The sequence below is a fragment of the Streptococcus sp. SCPM-O-B-23252 (M501) genome, assembly GCF_058200355.1.
On sequence record NZ_JBYQGS010000001.1, the window covers coordinates 65,672 to 85,988 of the forward strand.

The 20,317-nt window shown below is 44.8% G+C and carries 19 protein-coding genes; 9 read left to right on the plus strand and 10 right to left on the minus strand.

Annotated elements, in window-relative coordinates; translation table 11 throughout:
- Window positions 1-3: 3 nt before the first annotated feature.
- From AC3E6G_RS00285 to fni, 7 genes are all read left to right on the plus strand, one after another.
- Window positions 4-1,284, plus strand: a complete 1,281-nt coding sequence (locus AC3E6G_RS00285; RefSeq protein ID WP_023024458.1) for a DUF308 domain-containing protein — start codon at window positions 4-6, stop codon at window positions 1,282-1,284.
- A gap of 105 nt (window positions 1,285-1,389) precedes the next feature.
- Window positions 1,390-2,124, plus strand: a complete 735-nt coding sequence (locus AC3E6G_RS00290; protein WP_023024457.1) for a CppA N-terminal domain-containing protein — start codon at window positions 1,390-1,392, stop codon at window positions 2,122-2,124.
- 35 nt (window positions 2,125-2,159) lie between these two features.
- Window positions 2,160-3,113: a serine hydrolase domain-containing protein gene (locus tag AC3E6G_RS00295; protein ID WP_490700230.1), complete on the plus strand. Its 954-nt coding sequence runs from the start codon at window positions 2,160-2,162 to the stop codon at window positions 3,111-3,113.
- A 120-nt stretch (window positions 3,114-3,233) separates the two neighbouring features.
- Window positions 3,234-4,112: a mevalonate kinase gene (gene mvk, locus AC3E6G_RS00300; RefSeq protein WP_048789986.1), complete on the plus strand. Its 879-nt coding sequence runs from the start codon at window positions 3,234-3,236 to the stop codon at window positions 4,110-4,112.
- Window positions 4,094-5,044, plus strand: a complete 951-nt coding sequence (mvaD, locus tag AC3E6G_RS00305) for a diphosphomevalonate decarboxylase (RefSeq protein WP_490700231.1) — start codon at window positions 4,094-4,096, stop codon at window positions 5,042-5,044. Before mvk ends, mvaD begins: the two co-directional genes overlap by 19 nt.
- Window positions 5,034-6,059 carry a phosphomevalonate kinase gene (locus AC3E6G_RS00310; RefSeq protein ID WP_048789988.1) on the plus strand — a complete coding sequence of 342 codons (1,026 nt, stop codon included), beginning with the start codon at window positions 5,034-5,036 and terminating at the stop codon, window positions 6,057-6,059. Before mvaD ends, AC3E6G_RS00310 begins: the two co-directional genes overlap by 11 nt.
- Window positions 6,037-7,053, plus strand: coding sequence for a type 2 isopentenyl-diphosphate Delta-isomerase (gene fni, locus AC3E6G_RS00315; protein ID WP_490700232.1), 1,017 nt, complete (start codon window positions 6,037-6,039; stop codon window positions 7,051-7,053). Before AC3E6G_RS00310 ends, fni begins: the two co-directional genes overlap by 23 nt.
- A 46-nt stretch (window positions 7,054-7,099) precedes the next feature.
- Here fni and AC3E6G_RS00320 read toward each other — a convergent pair whose 3' ends face one another.
- From AC3E6G_RS00320 to pflB, 6 genes are all read right to left on the minus strand, one after another.
- On the minus strand, window positions 7,100-8,368 hold the full coding sequence (locus AC3E6G_RS00320; RefSeq protein WP_490700233.1) for a hydroxymethylglutaryl-CoA reductase, degradative: 1,269 nt from the start codon (window positions 8,366-8,368) through the stop codon (window positions 7,100-7,102).
- On the minus strand, window positions 8,361-9,539 hold the full coding sequence (locus AC3E6G_RS00325) for a hydroxymethylglutaryl-CoA synthase (RefSeq protein ID WP_490700234.1): 1,179 nt from the start codon (window positions 9,537-9,539) through the stop codon (window positions 8,361-8,363). The genes AC3E6G_RS00320 and AC3E6G_RS00325 overlap by 8 nt, the downstream gene beginning before the upstream one ends.
- Window positions 9,540-9,883: 344 nt before the next feature.
- Window positions 9,884-10,114 (minus strand): hypothetical protein, encoded by a 231-nt coding sequence (locus tag AC3E6G_RS00330; protein WP_061564813.1) that lies wholly within the window; start codon window positions 10,112-10,114, stop codon window positions 9,884-9,886.
- A gap of 106 nt (window positions 10,115-10,220) precedes the next feature.
- Window positions 10,221-10,688 (minus strand): threonine/serine exporter family protein, encoded by a 468-nt coding sequence (locus AC3E6G_RS00335; RefSeq protein ID WP_048688397.1) that lies wholly within the window; start codon window positions 10,686-10,688, stop codon window positions 10,221-10,223.
- A 4-nt stretch (window positions 10,689-10,692) separates the two neighbouring features.
- Window positions 10,693-11,451: a threonine/serine exporter family protein gene (locus tag AC3E6G_RS00340; RefSeq protein WP_048688400.1), complete on the minus strand. Its 759-nt coding sequence runs from the start codon at window positions 11,449-11,451 to the stop codon at window positions 10,693-10,695.
- A 140-nt stretch (window positions 11,452-11,591) separates the two neighbouring features.
- Window positions 11,592-13,907 (minus strand): formate C-acetyltransferase, encoded by a 2,316-nt coding sequence (gene pflB, locus AC3E6G_RS00345; protein ID WP_048688403.1) that lies wholly within the window; start codon window positions 13,905-13,907, stop codon window positions 11,592-11,594.
- Between the two features lie 225 nt (window positions 13,908-14,132).
- On the opposite strand from pflB, the gene dinB reads away from it, so the two are divergent.
- The gene (gene dinB / locus AC3E6G_RS00350; protein ID WP_195611103.1) at window positions 14,133-15,245 is read left to right on the plus strand and encodes a DNA polymerase IV; all 1,113 of its coding nucleotides are present in this window, start codon (window positions 14,133-14,135) and stop codon (window positions 15,243-15,245) included.
- A gap of 28 nt (window positions 15,246-15,273) precedes the next feature.
- On the opposite strand, the gene recD2 is transcribed toward dinB, so the two are convergent.
- From recD2 to AC3E6G_RS00370, 4 genes are all read right to left on the minus strand, one after another.
- The gene (gene recD2 / locus AC3E6G_RS00355; protein ID WP_490700235.1) at window positions 15,274-17,709 is read right to left on the minus strand and encodes an SF1B family DNA helicase RecD2; all 2,436 of its coding nucleotides are present in this window, start codon (window positions 17,707-17,709) and stop codon (window positions 15,274-15,276) included.
- 93 nt (window positions 17,710-17,802) lie between these two features.
- The gene (gene lepB / locus AC3E6G_RS00360) at window positions 17,803-18,441 is read right to left on the minus strand and encodes a signal peptidase I (RefSeq protein ID WP_048715187.1); all 639 of its coding nucleotides are present in this window, start codon (window positions 18,439-18,441) and stop codon (window positions 17,803-17,805) included.
- A 3-nt stretch (window positions 18,442-18,444) separates the two neighbouring features.
- The gene (rnhC, locus tag AC3E6G_RS00365) at window positions 18,445-19,335 is read right to left on the minus strand and encodes a ribonuclease HIII (protein ID WP_490700236.1); all 891 of its coding nucleotides are present in this window, start codon (window positions 19,333-19,335) and stop codon (window positions 18,445-18,447) included.
- A 55-nt stretch (window positions 19,336-19,390) separates the two neighbouring features.
- Window positions 19,391-19,870: a glutathione peroxidase gene (locus AC3E6G_RS00370; protein WP_490700237.1), complete on the minus strand. Its 480-nt coding sequence runs from the start codon at window positions 19,868-19,870 to the stop codon at window positions 19,391-19,393.
- 151 nt (window positions 19,871-20,021) lie between these two features.
- On the opposite strand from AC3E6G_RS00370, the gene AC3E6G_RS00375 reads away from it, so the two are divergent.
- Window positions 20,022-20,312: a cell division protein ZapA gene (locus AC3E6G_RS00375; protein WP_023024429.1), complete on the plus strand. Its 291-nt coding sequence runs from the start codon at window positions 20,022-20,024 to the stop codon at window positions 20,310-20,312.
- Window positions 20,313-20,317: the final 5 nt, after the last annotated feature.

Consider the following 20,317-nt stretch of genomic DNA (forward strand, 5'->3'; position numbering starts at 1 on the left):
GTCATGGTGAGAAAATTATCTGTTGAAGAAGTTGCAAGAAGACGGACTTTATTGTTTGGGGTTCTTGCCGTCATTTTTGGGATCCTCATTTTTCGAAACGGTGTTGGTTTCACAAAATTTTCCTTGGATCTATTAGCCATTTACTTTTTAGTTGATGGACTAGGAAGCTTTCTTCTTCGCTTTTTGTTACGTAGCAAGTCTATTTCCTATAGCCACTCTATTTGGTTTATTTTTCTTTCACTTGCGTTGATCTGGTTGAATCGACTGAGTAGTCTGCCCGTAAACTTAGTTGTGATTTGTTTAGGGGCATATCAGTTGGGGAGTGCCATTGTCTATGGGATCACATTTTGGCTTTATAAGGCCAATCGGGTAAAAGGAGGCTGGCTCTATTTATGGGATGCGCTTTTAAACGGTGGGATTGGTCTAGCAACTGTCTTGGAACCTGGTTCAGATGGGCACTTCCAATTTATCCTCTTGGGGGCTTATCTGGTCTTGTTGGGGATTTCTAATATTCGAGATGGTATTTTATTTGACAAAGACCAACAAGGCCAAGAGTTAAAACGTCGCTTTCGTATTAGCCTACCGGTTATCTTTGCAGCCTTTATCCCTGCTAAGGAGTTAAAACGGTTTAACCAGTTTCTTCAAAAAGGGAGCTCGGCGGGACACACAGGCCCTTATCGATTGGTGAAAAAAGAAGAAGAGGCAAGGGAATTAGAAATTTTGGTTCATACTTCTGACAGCAACTTATTTGGAGCGATTGGGCATGTAGATATTTGTTATCAGGGGAAGGTCATTTCTTACGGAAGTTACGATCCCTTTTCAGAGCGTCTATTTGGGACGATTGGGGATGGCGTACTGTTTAAAGTGGATAAGGAACCATACATCGAACTATGTAAAAAAGAGAGTCAAAAGACGCTGTTTGGCTACAGCCTATCCCTTACCGAAGAAGAGAATCAGGCAGTAGAGAAGCGTCTAGCTGAAATTGATCAGTTGTTAGAACCTTGGGATCCACCTAGTAGGTTACTGGAAGACGGTCAGCCGACCTACGCTTACAAATTGAAATATGATTTAGGGGCTGAGCTATATAAATTTACTTCTTCGCGTTTTAAATCTTACTTTGTTCTGTCTACGAATTGCTGCCTGTTAGCAGATTCCATTGTGGGACAGGCGGGAACGGCTGTATTAGATGTGCGTGGAGTGATTGCACCAGGGACCTATCAGGATTACTTAGAATACGAATTTGAAGCTCCAAACGGGCGGGTCCATACACGAACAGTATATTAAGTAAAGAAAGACAGATTCAAAATTTTGAGAAATCTGTCTTTTTTGCACAAGATTTCTTGTAAAAAAAAAGAAAATCTTTTAAAATATAAAAGACTTGGAGGAATTATGTGCATAAATAAGATTAGTAGTATTTCACCCGTATTAAAAACAAACAATCGAAATGTCAATCAAGAATTTTTTGAAAAGGTCTTAGGAATGAAAACCCTGTTGGAAGATGGGGCTTTATTATCCCTTGGAGATCAATCGAAGACAGACCGCCTCTATTTAGAGGAATCCCCTAGTATGAGAACCCGTAAGGTTGAGGGACCAAAACGCTTGGCTTGCTTAAAGATTCGCGTGACCAACCCGCAAGAAATTGAGTGGCTTCTGGCTCGTGGTCATCAAGTTGATCGCCTCTTCAGAGGGGAAAATGGCTATGCCTTTGAAGCTCTTTCGCCAGAAGGAGATCGTATCTTGCTCCATGCGGAAGAGCAAGTGGACAGTTTAACTGAAATTGAGGAAGTTCCAGATTTTCAAGCGAATGAAGAGTTTACAACCTTGACGGAGTTTTTCGTAGAAAAGATAGTTCTTCGTGTACCTAATGTAGAGACTTCTACAGCTTTCTATCAACAACTACCTGGCTTAGAAGAGTATTTAGACTTAGAAGCATCAGATGGTCCGGACCTCACACTAGCTAATGGACAGACTTGGGACCTTTGTCAGGTCAAGGTCATTCTAGAGCCATTTGTAGCAAGTGAAGTGGCCTCTTGCTTTGGAGATCAGGTGACTTTTGTACCAAAAAGGCAACAATTTGTCTTGGTTGAGGATCCAAGCAAGATTGAATGGTGGTTCGAAGCCTAAGCAAGTCTTTGGCTGATTGAAATGAGTGAAGAAAAATGGAAAAAATCATCCAAAAAATTCAAGAGCAAATAGGAGCAGGCATCTACCCAGGTGCCTCTCTTGCGCTCTATCAGAAAGGAAGCTGGCAGGAGTATTACTTGGGACTAGCTGATCCAGACAAGCAAGAGCCAGTTATTCCTGGCTTGACCTATGATTTAGCCAGTGTGAGTAAGGTCGTCGGAGTTGGAACGGTTCTTGCTTTTCTGGTCCGACAAGGGCAAATTGATATCGATCGTCCCTTAGCTTCTCACTATCCGGATATGGAGCAGGCAGAGGTGACCATCCGTCAGCTTTTAACCCATACTTCTGGGCTGGATCCTTTCATCCCTAGACGAGATGACTTGGATGCTGAGGGCTTAAAAGAAGCCCTGCACCGTTTGAAGCTCAAGGACAATCGCCAGTTCCACTATACAGATGTCAATTTTCTTTTGTTGGGCTTTCTTCTGGAGAAGTGGTATGGTCAGGATTTGGCCCAGATTTTTCAGGAGCAAGTCTTTGCACCTTGGCAAATGAAGGAGACTACTTTTGGCCCGGTTTCTCAAGCGGTGCCAACCCTTCGTGGCGTTCCAGCTGGTGTCGTCCATGATCCGAAAGCGCGTGTACTGGGAGTCCATGCCGGAAGTGCAGGTCTGTTTTCGACCATTAGAGATATGGAAATTTTCCTGGAGCATTACTTACAGGATCCTTTTGCAGAAATCCTTTCCCAGAACTATGCTTTAGAAGAAGGAAAGACGCGCTCTCTGGCCTGGAATCTGGAAGGAGACTGGTTGGACCATACAGGTTATACAGGGACCTTCCTTCTCTATAACCGCAAGCTCCAATGGGCAGCTGTTTTCCTATCCAATCGGACCTATGAAAAAGATGAGAGGGCCCAATGGATCCTGGATCGGAATCAACTCATGGAGCTCATCAAAAGAGAAATGGAAGGGACCGTCAAAAATCCTTCCTAAGACGGAGAAAGAAGCGTGGTTTAGCCATCGCTTTTTTTCTTTTTTTATATTAAAATGGAAAGAGAGAAGATTGTATCTAGCAATCTATAGCAGAAAAGAATGAAGATAACTGAGAGACGTATGACGAAATCGATAGGTGTCGGCAAGGCACATAGCAAGATTATTTTAATAGGAGAGCATGCGGTTGTTTATGGCTATCCAGCCATTGCCCTGCCCCTCCTTCACATTCAGGTCACTTGTCAGATTGTACCTGCGGAGCGTCCGTGGGTCCTTTTTGAGAATGACAGCTTATCGATGGCAGTCTACGCTTCCTTAGAGTATTTGGGGATCGAGAAGGCAGCCATCGCTTGCCGGATTGACTCCATGATTCCAGCTCAGCGGGGGATGGGATCCTCGGCTGCTGTCAGTATCGCAGCAATTCGAGCGGTCTTTGATTACTTCAAGCGAGATTTGAGCCAAGAAACCTTGGAAATCTTGGTTAATCGAGCAGAAATGATTGCCCATATGAATCCAAGTGGGCTAGATGCCAAGACTTGCCTAAGTGATCAGCCGATTAAATTCATTCGCAACGTCGGTTTTAGTGAGTTAGAAGTTGATTTGGGTGCCAAGCTGGTCATTGCAGATACAGGTATCCGTGGCCATACCAAAGAAGCCATTCAGAAAGTCAAAGATATGGGAACAGCGGCTCTTGCTAGTTTCCATGAAATCGGGCTCCTTACCGAGCAGGCGGAAAAAGCTCTTGCTCAAAAAGATGCTCTCACCTTGGGACGTATCTTAACAGACTGCCATCATCATTTGCAGGCAGTGGGAGTGAGTTGTCCAGAAGCGGATCAATTGGTGGAATTAGCCTTAGCGAGTGGAGCCTTGGGAGCCAAGATGAGCGGTGGTGGGCTCGGTGGTTGTATCATTGCCCTTGCTGCAGACCAAGAACAAGCAGAAATCATCGCAAAAGAACTAAGAAATAAAGGAGTGGAGGAGTTATGGATCGAAAGCCTGTAAGTGTAAAATCGTATGCCAATATCGCCATTATTAAGTATTGGGGCAAGGAAAACAGTGAATCCATGGTGCCATCAACTAGTTCCATTTCCTTGACCTTGGAAAATATGTATACGGAGACGCGACTCAGTCCTTTGGGTCCTGAGGCCAAGGCCCATGCTTTCTATATTGATGGGGTCTTCCAAAATGAAGCGGAGCAGGCCAAGATCGGAGCAGTCATCGACCGCTTTAAACCAGAAGGGGAAACAGGCTTTGTGAGGGTTGATACCAGCAACAACATGCCGACAGCTGCAGGGCTTTCTTCTAGTTCCAGTGGTCTATCTGCCTTGGTAAAAGCCTGCAATCGCTATTACCAACTGGGGATGACGCAGGCAGAACAAGCTCAAGCGGCTAAGTTTGCTTCCGGTTCGTCTTCCCGTTCTTTCTTTGGCCCTATAGCGGCTTGGGACAAGGATACTGGAGCAATCTACCAGGTGGAAACGGATCTCAAACTGGCGATGATTATGCTGGTGTTAAACGACCAACAAAAAATTCTTTCCAGTCGGGAAGGGATGAAGCGGTGCACGGAAACCTCTAGCAATTTCCAAGAATGGATCCGTCAGTCAGCTCAAGATTACCAAGATATGCTGGCTTACCTGAAGGACAATGACTTTGAAAAAGTAGGGGAATTGACCGAACGGAATGCTCTTCTTATGCATTCTACAACCAAGACTGCTAGCCCCTCCTTCTCCTATTTGACGGAAAAGAGCTATGAGGCCATGGATTTTGTGCGCTCTCTTCGTAACGAAGGGAAACGGTGCTACTTCACCATGGATGCAGGACCGAATGTGAAGGTTCTCTTTCTAGAAGAGGATCTGGACCAGTTAGTTCCACTTTTTGAACAAGATTATCGTATCATTGTTTCCAAGACCAAGGATCTATCCCATGAAGAATAAGAAAGCAGTTCGAGCAGGTGGGAAGCTGTATATCGCTGGGGAATATTCTATCTTAACCCCGGGACAAACAGCCATTATTCAGTTTATTCCCATTTACATGCAGGCAGAAATTCAACCGTCATCTACTTATCGGATTCAGTCGGACATGTTTTCCTTTGCGGTTGATTTGGCTCCGCAGGCAGACTATGCCCTGATCCAAGAAACCGTGCATTTAATGAACGCCTACCTCCAGTCACAAGGAGTGGCACTTGCTCCCTTTGATTTACGTATTGGGGGGAAATTTGAGCGAGAGGGTAAGAAATTCGGAATTGGCTCTAGTGGCAGTGTGGTCTTGTTGACCCTCAAAGCCATGGCAGCTCTTTATGATTTTCCCCTGTCAGCAGATTTGCTCTTTCGTTTGGCCTGTTTGGTCTTGATTCGACGTGGAGATAATGGGTCCATGGGAGACCTAGCTTGTATTGCCTATGAAGGCTTGGTTAGCTACCGCTCTTTTGACAGACGGGCACTGGCTGAGCAATTACAAGATCAGGATTTAAACCAGATCTTAGCCCTGGATTGGGGATATGAAATCCTGCCTCTTGCCCCTCAGTTGTCCTATACTTTTTTAGTAGGCTGGACCCAGGAACCTGCTATTTCAAGAGACTTGATTAACCAGGTTCGTTCAGCTATTGATCCTGTCTTCTTAGAGGGGACGGAGCAGGCTGTACAAGACCTCTTAGTGGCCTTTCAAGAGGCAGACCGAGACTTGGCCTGGTCTTCTATCAGTCGGGCTAGTGACTTACTTCGATCTCTCAATGAGGTGATTTATACCAAAAAACTGGCCCAATTAAAGAGGGCAGAAGAGGGACTAGCGGTCATTGCAAAATCCAGTGGCGCTGGAGGAGGAGATTGTGGGATCGCCCTCGCATTTGAGGAGGCTGCTGCCCAAACAATCGTCAGACGCTGGCAAGAAGCAGGGATTGATTTATTATATGCAGAAAGGATGGGAGAGTATGACGACCAACCGAAAGGATGAACATATTCGCTTGGCCTTGGAGCAAACTCCAGGTTACAATAGCTTTGATGAGGTTGAGTTGATTCATTCCTCTTTACCAACTATCGATTTAGATCAGGTGGATTTGACGACCCATTTTGCGGGTCGTGACTGGGACTACCCTTTTTATATTAATGCCATGACAGGTGGCAGTGCCAAGGGGGGAGACATCAATCGGAAGTTAGCCCAGGTGGCAGAAGCCTGTGGCATTCTCTTTGTGACGGGGTCCTATAGTGCAGCTTTAAAAGATCCCCAGGACAGCTCCTATCGAGTCAAGGACCTTTATCCGGACCTTCTCTTTGCGACCAATATCGGGATTGACAAACCGCTTGAACTGGGCTTACAGACGATTGAGGAGACCCAGCCTCTCTTTCTCCAACTCCATGTCAACCTCATGCAGGAACTTCTCATGCCTGAAGGGGAACGAAGCTTTAGAAACTGGCAAGACCATTTAGCAGACTATGCAAAGCAATTACCAGTACCGTTGGTGCTAAAAGAGGTCGGTTTTGGTATGGATGCCAGAACTATCCAAAGAGCCATCGAACTAGGTGTCAGGACCGTTGATATCTCTGGTAGAGGTGGGACCAGTTTTGCCTATATCGAAAACCGTCGGGGAGGCAATCGCTCCTATCTCAATGACTGGGGACAAACAACGGTCCAAGCCCTACTTGGGGCTCAACCACTGATGGATCAGGTCGAGGTTCTCGCCTCTGGTGGCGTTCGTCATCCCTTGGATATGATCAAGGCACTGGTTCTAGGAGCCAAGGGGGTCGGTCTTTCTCGGACCATTTTAGAATTGGTAGAGACAAAGCCGATTGACGAGGCCATCGCCCAAGTCAATGCTTGGAAAGAGGATTTACGCCTGATTATGTGTGCCCTTTCTTGTCAGACAATTGCCGATTTAAGAAAGGTTCCCTATATTCTTTACGGACGAGTAAAAGAAGGACACGAACAAATCTCTTCCATCCATGATTAACTTGAAGAAACTAGCAAAAATCCCTCCGTTTACACGGAAGGATTTTTTACTTACTTTGACGAATTTCCTCTAAAACAGCTTGGGCTTTTTCCAGGTTAAAGGGCTTGTCCTCTAGTAGGGCTTGGACCACTGGAGCTACCTCTGACGGACTAGCGCCAGCAAGTAGGGCGAGTGACTTAGCCTGGAGTTTCATATGCCCATGCTGAATACCGGTGCTGACCAAGGCCTTAAGCGCTGCAAAGTTTTGAGCCAGGCCAACAGAAACAATGATCCGCGCAAGAGTTTGGGCATCGGGATTTCCAAGCAGGTCATGAGCCACTTGAACACTTGGATTGAGTCCGATGGAGCCTCCCTTGGTAGCAATAGGCATAGGAAGGGTCAGCTGACCTTCTAGGACTTGCTGATCTGGATGAGCTATCCAACTAGATAGTCCTTGAGCTTGTCCAGATCGACTAGCATAGGTATGGCCACCCGCTTCAATCGCCCGCCAGTCATTCCCAGTTGCTAAGACGACAGCATCGATACCATTGAAAATTCCCTTGTTGTGAGTCGCTGCTCGATAAGGATCAACAGCCGCTAATTGACTGGCCAGAGCTATTTTCTGAGCGATTTCGGCCGCTTCCTTGGGATCGCGACTGAGGAAGCGGTAGTCTATGTGACAACTTGCCGTGACCAGGGCATCTGTCGCTAGGTTAGACAGAATAGCCATTAATCCCTGCCCCTCGGATAAATCTTCTAAAGGGTTGACCAGGGCTTCTAGCATGGTGTTGAGCATATTAGCCCCCATGGCCTCTTTGGGATCGACAGACAGGTAGCAAATGAGAAAGTCCCCTTTCACCTCTGTCCAGAGATCTCGTGCCCCACCTCCCCGTTTAACGATGGAAGGATAGGCTTGATTGGCCAGTTGGAGCAGTTCTTCTTTAGCTTCTGTAATCGCCTGACTGGCCTTTTCTTTATGGCTAACGTCATAGAGAGCCACTTGACCGATCATTTGACGCTTGTGAACCTGGGTCTGAAACCCACCTGAGCGCTTGATTAGTCCAGCAGCGTAAGAAGCAGCAGCGATGACAGAAGGTTCTTCCGTCACCATTGGGACTTGGATTTCCTGACCATCTATCTGGAAGCCAGGAGCCAGACCAAAGGGTAAAGCCAAGGTGACGAGGACGTTTTCGACCATTTCATTGGCAAGAGAAAGGGGCAATGTTTCATTGTCCCTTACTGTTTGTAGACCTTCTTCTGAAAGGAGTCCGGCCTGAGCCAGTTTCTCGATGCGCTCTGCTGGACTTGCTTTTGAAAAACCAGTTAATTTAACCATGGTGTTCTACCTTTACATAGGTTCGTTGGTGTTCGTTGATTTCTGATAAGGCATAGGTTTGATCTTGGTAACCTTGGAAGGTTTGATTGCCTTCAGCATCTAATTGTGCCTCTTCAAAGAAGATCTTCTCATATTCGGCAATCGTAAGAGCTTTTCGCTGATCCAATTCTGCCATACGATTTGGATGGAGCATTTGCTCAAATCCTTCGACTAAGTGAGCACTAAAAATTTCAGCGACTGCGCCACTTCCATATCCATAGAGGGCGATGCGGTCGCCAGCCACTAGTTGAGGCTGATTCTCTAAGAGAGAAAGCAAACCTAGGAAGAGGGAACCTGTATAGATATTCCCAACCTTTTGGCTGTAGAGAATGGATTGTTCAAAATTGTATTGCAATTGGGCTTGTTTCTCAGGAGAAAGACTCTTGTCAAGAATCTTTTTTAAGCCCTTGAGGGCGAGCTTGGGATAAGGAAGGTGGAAGCAGACCGCCGCAAAATCATCCAAGGTCAAACCAGTCCGTTTTTGATACTCTATCCAAGTTGTTTTCAGACAATCCAAGTACTGTTGGGTCGAATAAATCCCATTGACAAAGGGTGTGCTGGAGTAGTTGGGACGCCAGAAATCCATGACATCTCGGGTTTGAGCAACATTATCATCATTAAAGGCTAGGATACGTGGGTTCTGCGTCACCAGCATAGCGACAGATCCAGCTCCTTGAGTCGGCTCTCCAGGGGTGTCGATCCCATATTTTGCAATATCGCTTGCAATGACCAAGACCTTGCTCTGTGGGAACTTTTCAACATGAAGTTTAGCATAGTCCAAAGCGGCCGTTGCAGCATAGCAGGCTTCCTTCATTTCAAAGCTCCGAGCAAAGGGTTGGATTCCTAGGAGACCGTGAACGAAAACAGCAGCAGCCTTACTCTGATCAATTCCTGACTCGGTCGCCAGGATAACCATATCAATTTCTTCTTTTTCTTCTTCGGTTAAAATACTATGGCTGGCACTTGCTCCAAGTGTGACGATATCCTCTGTAATAGGGGCAATACTTAGTTCTTTCAATAAGAGCCCTTTACTGAGTTTTTCTGGATCAGTATTTCGAGCAGCCGCTAGCTCACTTAAGCGCAAGACATACTGGCTGGTCGCAAATCCAATCTTATCAATACCGATTGTCATAAATAACCTCTTTTAATTTGATATCTACTAGTATATTTCGTTACTATTTTACCATATTTGAGAGCAAAACTCCCTTGAAAAAGCCAGAACAGTTTGGAAATCATTCTTAGGACCGAGTTGGGCAAGGGGATTTTTTGAAAAAAAGAGGACGAAAAACAAAAGAGAGTGGGACAGAAATCGGTAATTCGTTAGAATTCGATTTCGTCGTCCCACCTCCGCACAGTTGAGTAGGGCTGTAAAAGCTGATGAAATCAGCGTAGTAGAGCCCACTCAACCACTGCGTCTTGCTCGACAATCCAAAAACAATTGAGAGGCTAGGACTTTTGTCCCAGCCTTTTCAACTCTTATGCTTGCTTATCTTTCTTAGGGTTACTCATAACCCGTATGAAGAGTTCTTTGCATTTATCTTTTAGAACATTTTCGTAGAAGACGAGTATAGCGATGTACACAATCAGAAAGTTCAAGGTCAGAAAGAACAGGTCAAATGAATTGCGTGCATAGTTAGTTGCTTCTAGATAGGAGTTGATTGCTCCTAAAATCCCCCAAGGGAGATACTTGATATACTTGTTTCCCATCATGCAACACCTCGCATACTTTAAAGGATTTGTTTTTTTCACTATCATTGTACTCCTTTTAAATAAAAATGCAAGCGATTACATATAAAAATTTAGAAAACCAATGCTAGTTGGCATTGGTCATTTTTCTTTTTTGATGGCGTTGGTAAGAATGGTAGAGTTTCAAGACGACAGACCCGCTAGCCATCCCGATAGAGATAACCAAGGCCAGAATAACAACTAGGGTCACACTGGTCACGGCTTGCTGATATTGGCCACTAACAAAGAAGGAGGTGGTCCGATAGGAAATATATCCAGGAACCAAAGGAGCGAGAATAGCTAGCATAAAGACAACGACAGGCGTCTTGTAGATGATACTTAAAATTTGACTGATACAAGAACCGACAATGGCGGCGATAAAAGTCGCAATGATAACATTGGTAGGTCCTTTCAAGATATAGTAGAGCAACCAAATAGCCATCCCTAAAATTCCTCCAGGGAGTAGCATGGAACGTTGCACGTTGAGGACGATTAAAAAGGTAATGATGGCAATCAAACTCGCCACGGCTTGGATTAAAAATTCGATTAGATTCATGATTCTATTTCATAAGGACAAGAGCGACGGTCGTTCCGGCACCAAGGGCAAGAGTAATGAGCAGGGTCTCAAAGAGTTTACTCATCCCAGAGTTGAGGTGGTTGTTCATCAGATCCCTGACGGCATTGGTCATGGCAATCCCAGGAACGAAAGGCATGACACAACCAGCAATTATGAGATCGGTATTGGAAGGAAAACCACTATAGCGGGCCCAAATATGGGCCAAAAAGCCAAAGACAAAGGCTGCCGCAAAAGCAGTGGCAAAAGGGATGCGCACGTATTTCTCAACTACTAGAGAGAAAGCATAGGCAAAGACAGTCGCAATACCTGCTCCTATCGCATCATAAAAATTCCCGCCAAACATAATGGAGAAAAAAGGAGCACTTAGAGTAGCCGCAATGGTTAACTGTAGATTGGTATAAGGCACTGCCTTCTGCTTCAATTGGATCAAGGCTTGGTAGGCTTCTTCGAGATTGATGTGCCCAGAGACTAATTGGCGAGAAATCTGATTGACATCACAGACCTTCTCGATATTGTAATTGGTCCGCAGGATCCGCTTCATCCGCGTGATATTGGCATTTTCGATTGAAAAGAAAATAGCGACTGGCATCGCTAAGGCATTGCAATCATCGATTCCTTGAGAATGAGCAATCCGGATCATGGTATCCTCCACCCGATGGATTTCAGAACCACTCTCTAAAAGGAGGGTTCCTGCCAACATGAGGACATCAATCACGCGGTCCATATCTTTAGACGCTTCCATTGTTCTTCCTGTTCTGTTAATAGATTGCTTCCATTATATCAAAATTTCACTGATTTGTACTAGTGTTACCACGGATTTAGTCAAGACAGGACAAGAAAAAACCAGCCGTTTCCGACTGGTTTGAAAAATCTATTTGAATCTTAGCTCAATGCATCATCCATAGAAAGAACTTCGTGGAAGACACGTTGTGTCAATTCAGTTTTTTGTTCTGGAGTGAGGTATTTAGTGTTTACACAGTATCCAGAGATACGAACGATAACGTCTTCACCGCTCATGATCTTTTCATAAACGTCTGACAAGTCCATAACGTTCAAGTTAACGTGTTGTCCACCGTTTTCGAAGTATCCATCAAGGATAGTTACCAAGTTGTCTACTTGTTCGTCACGAGTTTTACCAAGAGCACGAGGTGACACTTGAGTAGTGAGTGAGATACCGTCAGCTGCGTAACCAAAGTCAAGGCTAGCAAGTGAGTTCAAGTTTTGCAACCATCCACCTTTAGCTTTGTTAGATGGGTTGGCACCTGGTGAGAAGAATTCCAATTTGCTTGTGTTCACAGAACCATCTTCGTTGAGGTATACCCCTTTGTGGACTGGTGAGTTACCAGTTTGTTTAGAGTAAGCAACGTTAGAAGTGATAGTCAAAAGTGAAACTGTAGCTTCTGCATTCTTGTAAAGTTTGTGGCTGCGAAGACGAGTAGTGTAAGCTTCGATCAACCATTCTGCCAATTCGTTAGAACGTGGGTCATCTTCACCCCAACGTGGGTATTCACCGATTGTTTCGTAATCGTAGATGTAGCCATCTTCGTCACGGATTGGTTTAACAGTAGCGTATTTGATTGCTGACAAAGTATCAACAGTGTTAGCGAATCCACAGATACCGAATCCCATGTTAGCGCGTTGGTGAGTTGGCAAGAAGGCCATTTGAACAGCTTCGTAGTTGTACTTATCAGTCATGTAGTGGATGATGTTCAAAGCATCTACGTAAGTGTCAGTCAACCAGTCAAGTGATTTTTCGAAGTTTGCTTTAACAGATTCGAATTCAAGAACTTCGTCACGGATAGGATCGATGTCAAATACTTTGTAGTCTTTATGAACGTCGTCGTAACCACCGTTCAAACCAGTAAGAAGAGCTTTAAGCACGTTTACACGAGCACCGAAGTACTGGATGTTGTGGCGTTGTTCTTCGTTTTCTGGGTCAAGTGGAGATACGCAACATGAGATACAGCTCATTTCACCGTATCCGTCTTTCGCCATTGTTGTTACACCTTCGTATTGGATAGAAGAGTGTTTGTGGCTCATGTGCATACAGTAGCGACGGAAGCTGTATGGCAATTTGTCAGTCCAAAGAACTGTCAAGTTTGGTTCTGGAGAGTTACCGATGTTGTCCAAAGTGTTCAAGAAACGGAAGTCCATCTTAGTAACACGGTGACGTCCGTCGTTACCCATACCAGCCATAGAAGTTGTGATGAAGGTTGGGTCACCTGAGTACAATTGGTCGTAAGCTTTTGTACGAGCAAATTTAACAGTACGCAATTTCATAACGAAATCGTCAACGAATTCTTGGATTTCAGATTCAGTGTAAGTACCACGAGCCAAGTCACGTTCAGCGTAGATATCCAAAACGATTGGCACACGTCCAAGAGAAGTAGCAGCACCGTTGATCACACGGCAGACAGCCATGAAGGCGATATTTGTCCATTGGATTGCTTCTTTTGTATCGAAGGCAGGACGACGTACGTCTACACCATAAAGGTCACCCAATTTAACAACTTCTTGAAGTGCTTGGTATTGAAGGTTTACTTCTTCACGAAGACGGATTGATTCTTCATCGATTTCAGTAATCGCGTTCCAGTCGTTTGCTTTTTCAGCCATCAAGTAGTCAGCTCCGTAAAGGGCCAAACGAGCATAAACCCCGATGATACGTCCACGTGAGTATGCATCTGGAAGACCAGTTACTGTGTGAGCGTGACGTGCACGACGGATGTTTGTAGTATAAGCACGGAAGATACCGTCGTTAACTGTTGTTACATATTTAGTGAAGATTTCATGCACAGCTGGATCTGGCTCATATCCATTTTCTTTCAAAGTAGTTTCCGCCATACGGATACCACCACGAGGCATGAAGTTCAATTTGAACAATTCATCGTTTTGGATACCGAAGATCACTTCGTTTTCTTTGTCGATGTATCCAGCTGCGATATCAGCGATAGAAGTTGGACGAGTATCGTATGGGAAACGAGTTTCTTCGTAGTGTGCTTTTGTTTCTTCAACAATCTTCTTGATGTGAAGTGAACGTTCTGTTGGGCCAGCTAGGAAGCTTTCGTCTCCATCATATGGAGTGTAGTTAGCTTGTACAAAGCGTGAGACACTGGCTCTTTCTTTCCAGTCTTCACCTTGGAAGCCTTCCCAGGCTTTGTCAAAAATGTCTTGTGCTTCAACAACTGTTTTAACAACCATGTTTAAATCCTCTTTTGTCTTTCTAGCAACAAATCTGTTGCACTTACAATAGTAGTATACCATATGGAAATCGGTTTCACAAAGGGAATAGCAAAAAGATTTTGGATTCTTTTATAATACAGAAGGGGATATATGGATAAACTGTATTATATTTTTGTCTTGGGAGAAGTGAAAATTAGTAGGAAAAAATCGTTGATAGGGATATAATGAAAGAGGAGGTTGCCCATGCTCATATTTCCTTTAGTCAATGATACGAGCCGTAAAATCATTCATATCGATATGGATGCCTTTTTTGCGTCCGTTGAAGAGCGTGACCATCCTGAATTGAAGGGAAAGCCTGTCATTATTGGCCATGATCCCCGTTTGTCTGGCGGAAGAGGAGTGGTGTCGACTTGTAATTACGAAGCCAGAAAATATGGTGTCCATTCGGCTATGAGTTCCAAAGAGGCCTATGAACGGTGTCCTCAGGCAGTTTTCATCCCTGGAAACTACGAGAAGTACCAGGCAGTCGGTCTCCAAGTCAGAGAAATATTTAAACGCTACACCGATCTGATTGAGCCTATGAGCATTGATGAAGCCTATCTGGATGTGACCAACAATAAGCTTGGTCTTCAGTCTGCTGTCAAGGTAGCTCGCTTGATTCAGCATGCTATTTGGAATGAATTGCACCTAACTGCTTCTGCCGGAGTTTCCTACAATAAGTTTCTAGCAAAAATTGCCAGTGATTACCAGAAGCCTCAGGGACTGACCGTCATTTTACCCGAGCAAGCTCAAGACTTTTTAAGTCAGCTGGATGTTGCTAAGTTTCATGGTGTGGGGAAACGGACAGTGGAGCGACTTCATGATTTGGGAATTTATACTGGTGCAGATCTCTTAGAAGTGCCGGAAATGACTCTCATCGATCACTTCGGTCGTTTTGGTTTTGATCTCTATCGAAAGGCTCGGGGGATTCATAATAGTCCGGTTAAGAGCAATCGCATTCGCAAGTCCATTGGGAAGGAACGCACCTATCGAAAATTGCTGGTGGCCGAGGATGATGTGCTAAAAGAATTAACCAACCTATCTGAAAAGGTAGCGAGCAGTTTGGCCAAGCATCAGAAAATTGGTAAGACCTTGGTGCTAAAGATTCGTTATGCCGATTTTACGACCTTGACCAAGAGACGAAGTTTAGAGGAAGCAACCAGAGACCCTGAAGTCATTCAGAGACTTGCCCAGGAGCTCTACCAGAGCCTAGAAAGTAACTCCTCAGGTATTCGCCTTTTAGGGGTGACCCTCACTAATTTTTCTTCCGAGTCTCAGGAATCATATGCAGGATCTCTAATAGAAGAAACCCCGTAGGTATACTTGACCTACGGGGAATTTTTAGCTAGTTTTTGAAGAACTGTTGAATTTCTTCCTCTGTGAGGCCAATCATGGGATCAATGCTTAAGTAGTTGTCCTCTGTTAATCGATAGCCTTGTTGAGAAGTTGGGGAAGCAGGTGGGTCAGAGTGGTTTTCAATTGAGACAGGCTCCCTTTGGGGCTCAGCTTTTTTAATGGGCTCTTCCAGGTGGACAGGGCTCTGTGAGGCACAGTCTCTACCTTGAGGAATCCCATCCGAAAAACGCTCAATCAGATAGGTTTTTCGAGCGGTTCCGGTATTCTTTGTCGCAAAGTCAAATGCAGTGTATTCTCCCAGGAGGATGAGTTTGCTTTTCGAACGGGTAATGGCTGTGTAGATCAGATTGCGCTGGAGCATGCGGCGGCTCTGATTGGTCAGAGGAAGGATGACCACAGGAAATTCGCTTCCCTGTGACTTGTGGATGCTCATGGCATAAGCCAGGCGAATCTTGTACCATTCATTGCGGGGGTAGACCAATTCATTGCCATCAAATTGGATGGTGAGTTCATCTTGTTTGGATTCGGTATACTTAGCTGGCAAGAGGTCGGTGATGTAGCCAATATCTCCGTTAAAGACATTGCTTTCGGCATCATTGACCAGGTGGATGACCTTGTCACCATTTCGATACTGACAGTCCAGTGCTTGAAAGAATAGAGCATCCGTTTCTAATGGATTGAGGAGGTCTTGCATGAGACTGTTTATTTGATCAATGCCTGCAGAACCTCGATACATCGGAGCGAGGACCTGGATGTTTCGGGCCGGAATGCCGTTGCGAAGGGCAGCGCTGGTGATTTTTTCAATCATGGGAGCGATGAGCTCACTCGGCGCTTCAAAGTAGGAACGATCAGGTTTTTTCTCTGTGAAATCTAAAGGTAGGTGGCCTTTGCGAATCTGACTGGCCAAAGTGACGATGGTCGAATCCTCACTTTGACGGAAGATATGTTCCAGTTTGACTTGAGGGATGCTGGGGATCTGTAGGAGATCGGACAAGACTTGTCCAGGACTCACAGAAGGAAGCTGATCAGCATCACCAACAATTAAGAGTTTGGTATTGGAGGAGATATTGCTGAGGAGCTGATTGGCCAGCCAAGTATCCACCATAGAGAATTCATCGACAATGATAAAATCCGCATCGAGATAATCGTCCAAGTGACTTGTGTCGTCGTCTCCCGTCATTCCTAAGTGACGATGAATGGTGGCGCTCGGAAGACCCGTCAGTTCACTCATTCGACGGGTTGCTCGACCGGTTGGAGCGGCTAAGAGAATCGGTAATTGAGATTTCTTGCGAAGATCCAATTGGTGCAGGAGGGCGTAGGTCCCGATGATCCCATTGATAACAGTTGTTTTTCCCGTTCCTGGTCCACCTGTTAGCACGAAGACCTTTTGCTGGATGGCTTCTTGGATAGCCTTCCGTTGGATGGGGTCGTAGTGGATGTGGAGTTCATCTTCAATGTCATCAATCGTTTGTTCGATTTTTTCTGGGTCGAAAGATTCTTGCTTTCCTTTTTCTAGCAGGCGACCGATATGGCTTCGGATCCCTTCTTCCGCAAAGAAGAGGCTGTTGTTGAAAATCTTGGTGTCAATGTTTTGCACCTTGTCTTCTTCAATGAGACTGGCCAATTCTTGGGCGACGCTGGCTGGATCGAGCTCGACTGGACGAGATGCTTCTAAGAGTTGGATGGTGGCTTGGAGCAATGCTTTGGCTTCAACGTAAGTGTCCCCTGTTTCTAAGGAGAGGGTTAAAAGACTATGAACCAGTCCTGCTCGGAAGCGTTCAGGTGCATCACTGGCAATCCCTAATTCTTCTGCTAATTGGTCGGCAATTTTAAAGCCCATTCCTTGAATATCTTCGACCAGTTGATACGGAGCCGATTCAACGATTTGCAAGGTTTCTTCCTTGTAGAAATCTTGGATTTGGAAGGCTAGTTTATTAGGGATGCCATAGTTAGCAAGTTGGGCGAGGACTCGTTCCGTACCATAGTTGAGCTGTAGTTTTTCGACAAAGGCCTCGCGATTCTTTTTAGAAAGTCCGGAGATAGAGGCTAGCTTTTCAGGTGCTTGCAGAATTTTATCAATGGTATCCTCACCATAGAGATCCACGATTTTTTGGGCCGTTTTGAGTCCGATCCCTTTAAAATGGTCGCTAGAAAAGTATTTCACCAAGCCTTTGCTAGTGGGTTTGGCTCGTTCATAGCGATTCATTTGCAACTGTTGGCCATATTTCGGATGATGGACCAGCTCTCCCCAGAAGGTATAATCTTCCCCTTCGACGATATCTGCCATCGTTCCAGTAACGATAATTTCAAAGTTATCATAGTCCTCTGTATCTGTATCATTGATATCCAACAATAAGATACGGAAAAAACTACTTTGATTTTCAAAAATGACCCGCTCAATGGTTCCTGAGAAATAGTATTCCATGCAGAGTTTCCTTTTAAGTAATGGTCTGAGAGAGCTTATCTCTCATGAAGATATTGAAAGAGATTGGAACAAGAGTCCCAACCTCATCATGGGTTAATAAGTCTGGAATGGAAGGAGTGGCCAGAGGCGAAGGACGGCTTCCCCTTTGATTTGTTCCTTCTTGAAAGCCCCCACCTGGCGGCTATCTTTTGAAACGATTCGATCATCACCAAGGAGTAGATACTCATCATCCAAGAGCTTTTTCGTGAAGGTCGCACTTCCATCTTTATCAACGGTGAAAGCTTCGGCAATCTGTGCCATTTGGCGGAAGAGCTCTCCATTTTCTTCGAACCCTTTCCCAGAATAGGTTGATTGCAATTTATCTTCTTTAAATTTTTGAATGTAGTCTTTCAAGTAAGGCTCGTCAGTTTCTTTGCCGTTGATATAGAGGACATCGTTTTTGTACTCGATGGTTTCACCAGGGAGTCCAATGACCCGTTTAACGATTTCTTTGGTTTTTCCATTTTCTGTTTCACTAGCGACCACGATATCAAAACGGTCGATAGGCAGTTTATTGATAACGAGAAGGTATTCACTATCTGCCAAGGTCGGATCCATAGAATGGCCATCGACACGGACAGGCGTCCACAGATAAATACGAGAGAGAATAATGCCTCCAATAATGAGGCCGAAGAGCGCCCATTCTTTCAGGAAAGAACGGACTGGATTAGTTGATTTTTTTGAACGTTTCATGCTTTATCTTTCTATCAATTTTTTTGCTTTTTCTGTATTTTTAAAATGAAGTTTGGCACTGTAGTCAAGGGCTTGAATGCCATAGGCCTTTAATAGTTGAGCAGCTACCTTGTCTGAGGGCGCACCAGCCCCACTAGGAAGGGTGTAGCCGAGTTCTTGACTCAAATCTTCCAGATTTTGGAGGAAGAGGTCACGGGCAATAATGGAACTCACAGCTACTGACAAGTATTTTCCTTCGGCCTTCTCTTCTAGGGTGACGACTTGTGGGACCTGATTCGCTTCTGCTTGAACATAGCGATCATAGTTTTTCTTGGTCGTAAAGGCATCGACTACAATCTTTTGAGCTTTTGCCCCTTGTTGCAAGAGCAAAAAAATGGCTTGATTGTGAAGAGCAACCTTGACAGATACCGCATTGTAGCCAGAGGCGATGACCTGATTGTATTTTTTAGGTGTCAGCAGTAAGGCCTGATGCGGGATTTCTTGTTTGAGGATCGGTGCGAGAGCTCGAATTTTTCGATCATCTAAGGTCTTAGAATCCCCAACTCCTAAACTTTTTAAGCGGGCATGTTGCTCCGGGCTGACCAGTGAAGCCACGACGGCAAGCCCTCCAAAGTAAGAACCGTTTCCAACTTCATCCGTTCCGATTAAGGGGAAGTCTTGTCTGGCAAGTGCTTGGTCTATCGGATCTTGTTGGTAACCGAAGAAGGCAGCATAGCGCGTCGCCTGACTACCTTGTAGGACAACCTTTCCTGATGTGTAAATCGAAATGGTTGCACCAGGTGCCTTGAAAAAATAACGGATATAAGGATTTTTTGAAGGTAGCAGGTGGTCTTGGTGCTGACGAACAAATGCTTGGATGTCCTCATTTTGAGGGGACAATGTAATTGTTTCCATAGCCCTTATTGTATCATAAAAGCTAGATGAAAGGCCAGAAAAAGACCAATCGAATTTAGTCTGAAAGAACTTCTTTTAGGCTTGCTTCAATTGCTTGAGGATCGGTTTTTGAAGAGAAGCGGTGGATGACTTGGCCTTGGCGATCGATCAAGAATTTAGCGAAATTCCATTCAATGCGGGAGCCCAAGGGACCACTAGCTTGTTCTTTTAACCATTGGTAGAGGGGGCTGGCTTCTTTCCCATTGACTTTTATTTTTGCAAAGCGTGGGAAGCTGGTTTGGTAATGGAGGCTACAAAATTGATTAATCTCCTCCGCACTACCCGGCGCTTGGCCCATAAATTGATTGCATGGAAAGTCAAGGATTTCAAATCCTTGGTCATGGTAGCGCTCATAGAGCTCTTGCAATCCCTGGTATTGAGGCGTAAGCCCGCAACCTGTTGCTGTATTGACGATGAGGAGTACTTGGCCTCGATATGCTTCGAGGGAGAAGGGGCTCCCATCTTGGGCCATTACAGTGAAATCATAGATAGTCATTTTACACGTCCTTTCCTACTTTCTCTATTGTATCACGCTTGAGTCGAAAAAAGTTAAACCGTGGCCCTAGTGTCCAGTATTTCCTATGGGAAGGGGATTTTCCTACTGACAAGCGGGCTATATTTTGATATAATATCGTGAGGTGATTTTTATGTCCAGCTTAAATAGATACAAATTTACTTTCGGTAATAAATCGCTGACTCTTACAACCAATCATGATAATCTCTTTATGGAAGAGGTTGAACGGGTCGCGAAAGAAAAATATGAAGCGATTAAAGAACAAATGCCAGCTGCTGATGATGAGACCCTGGCCATTTTACTAGCAATCAATAGTTTGTCAACACAATTGAGTCGTGAGATTGAGTTTGACGATAAGGAAAAAGAATTGGAAGATTTTCGTCGCAAGGCCCTAGATGGCCTAGTCGGTAGATCATCTAATTAAGGGGA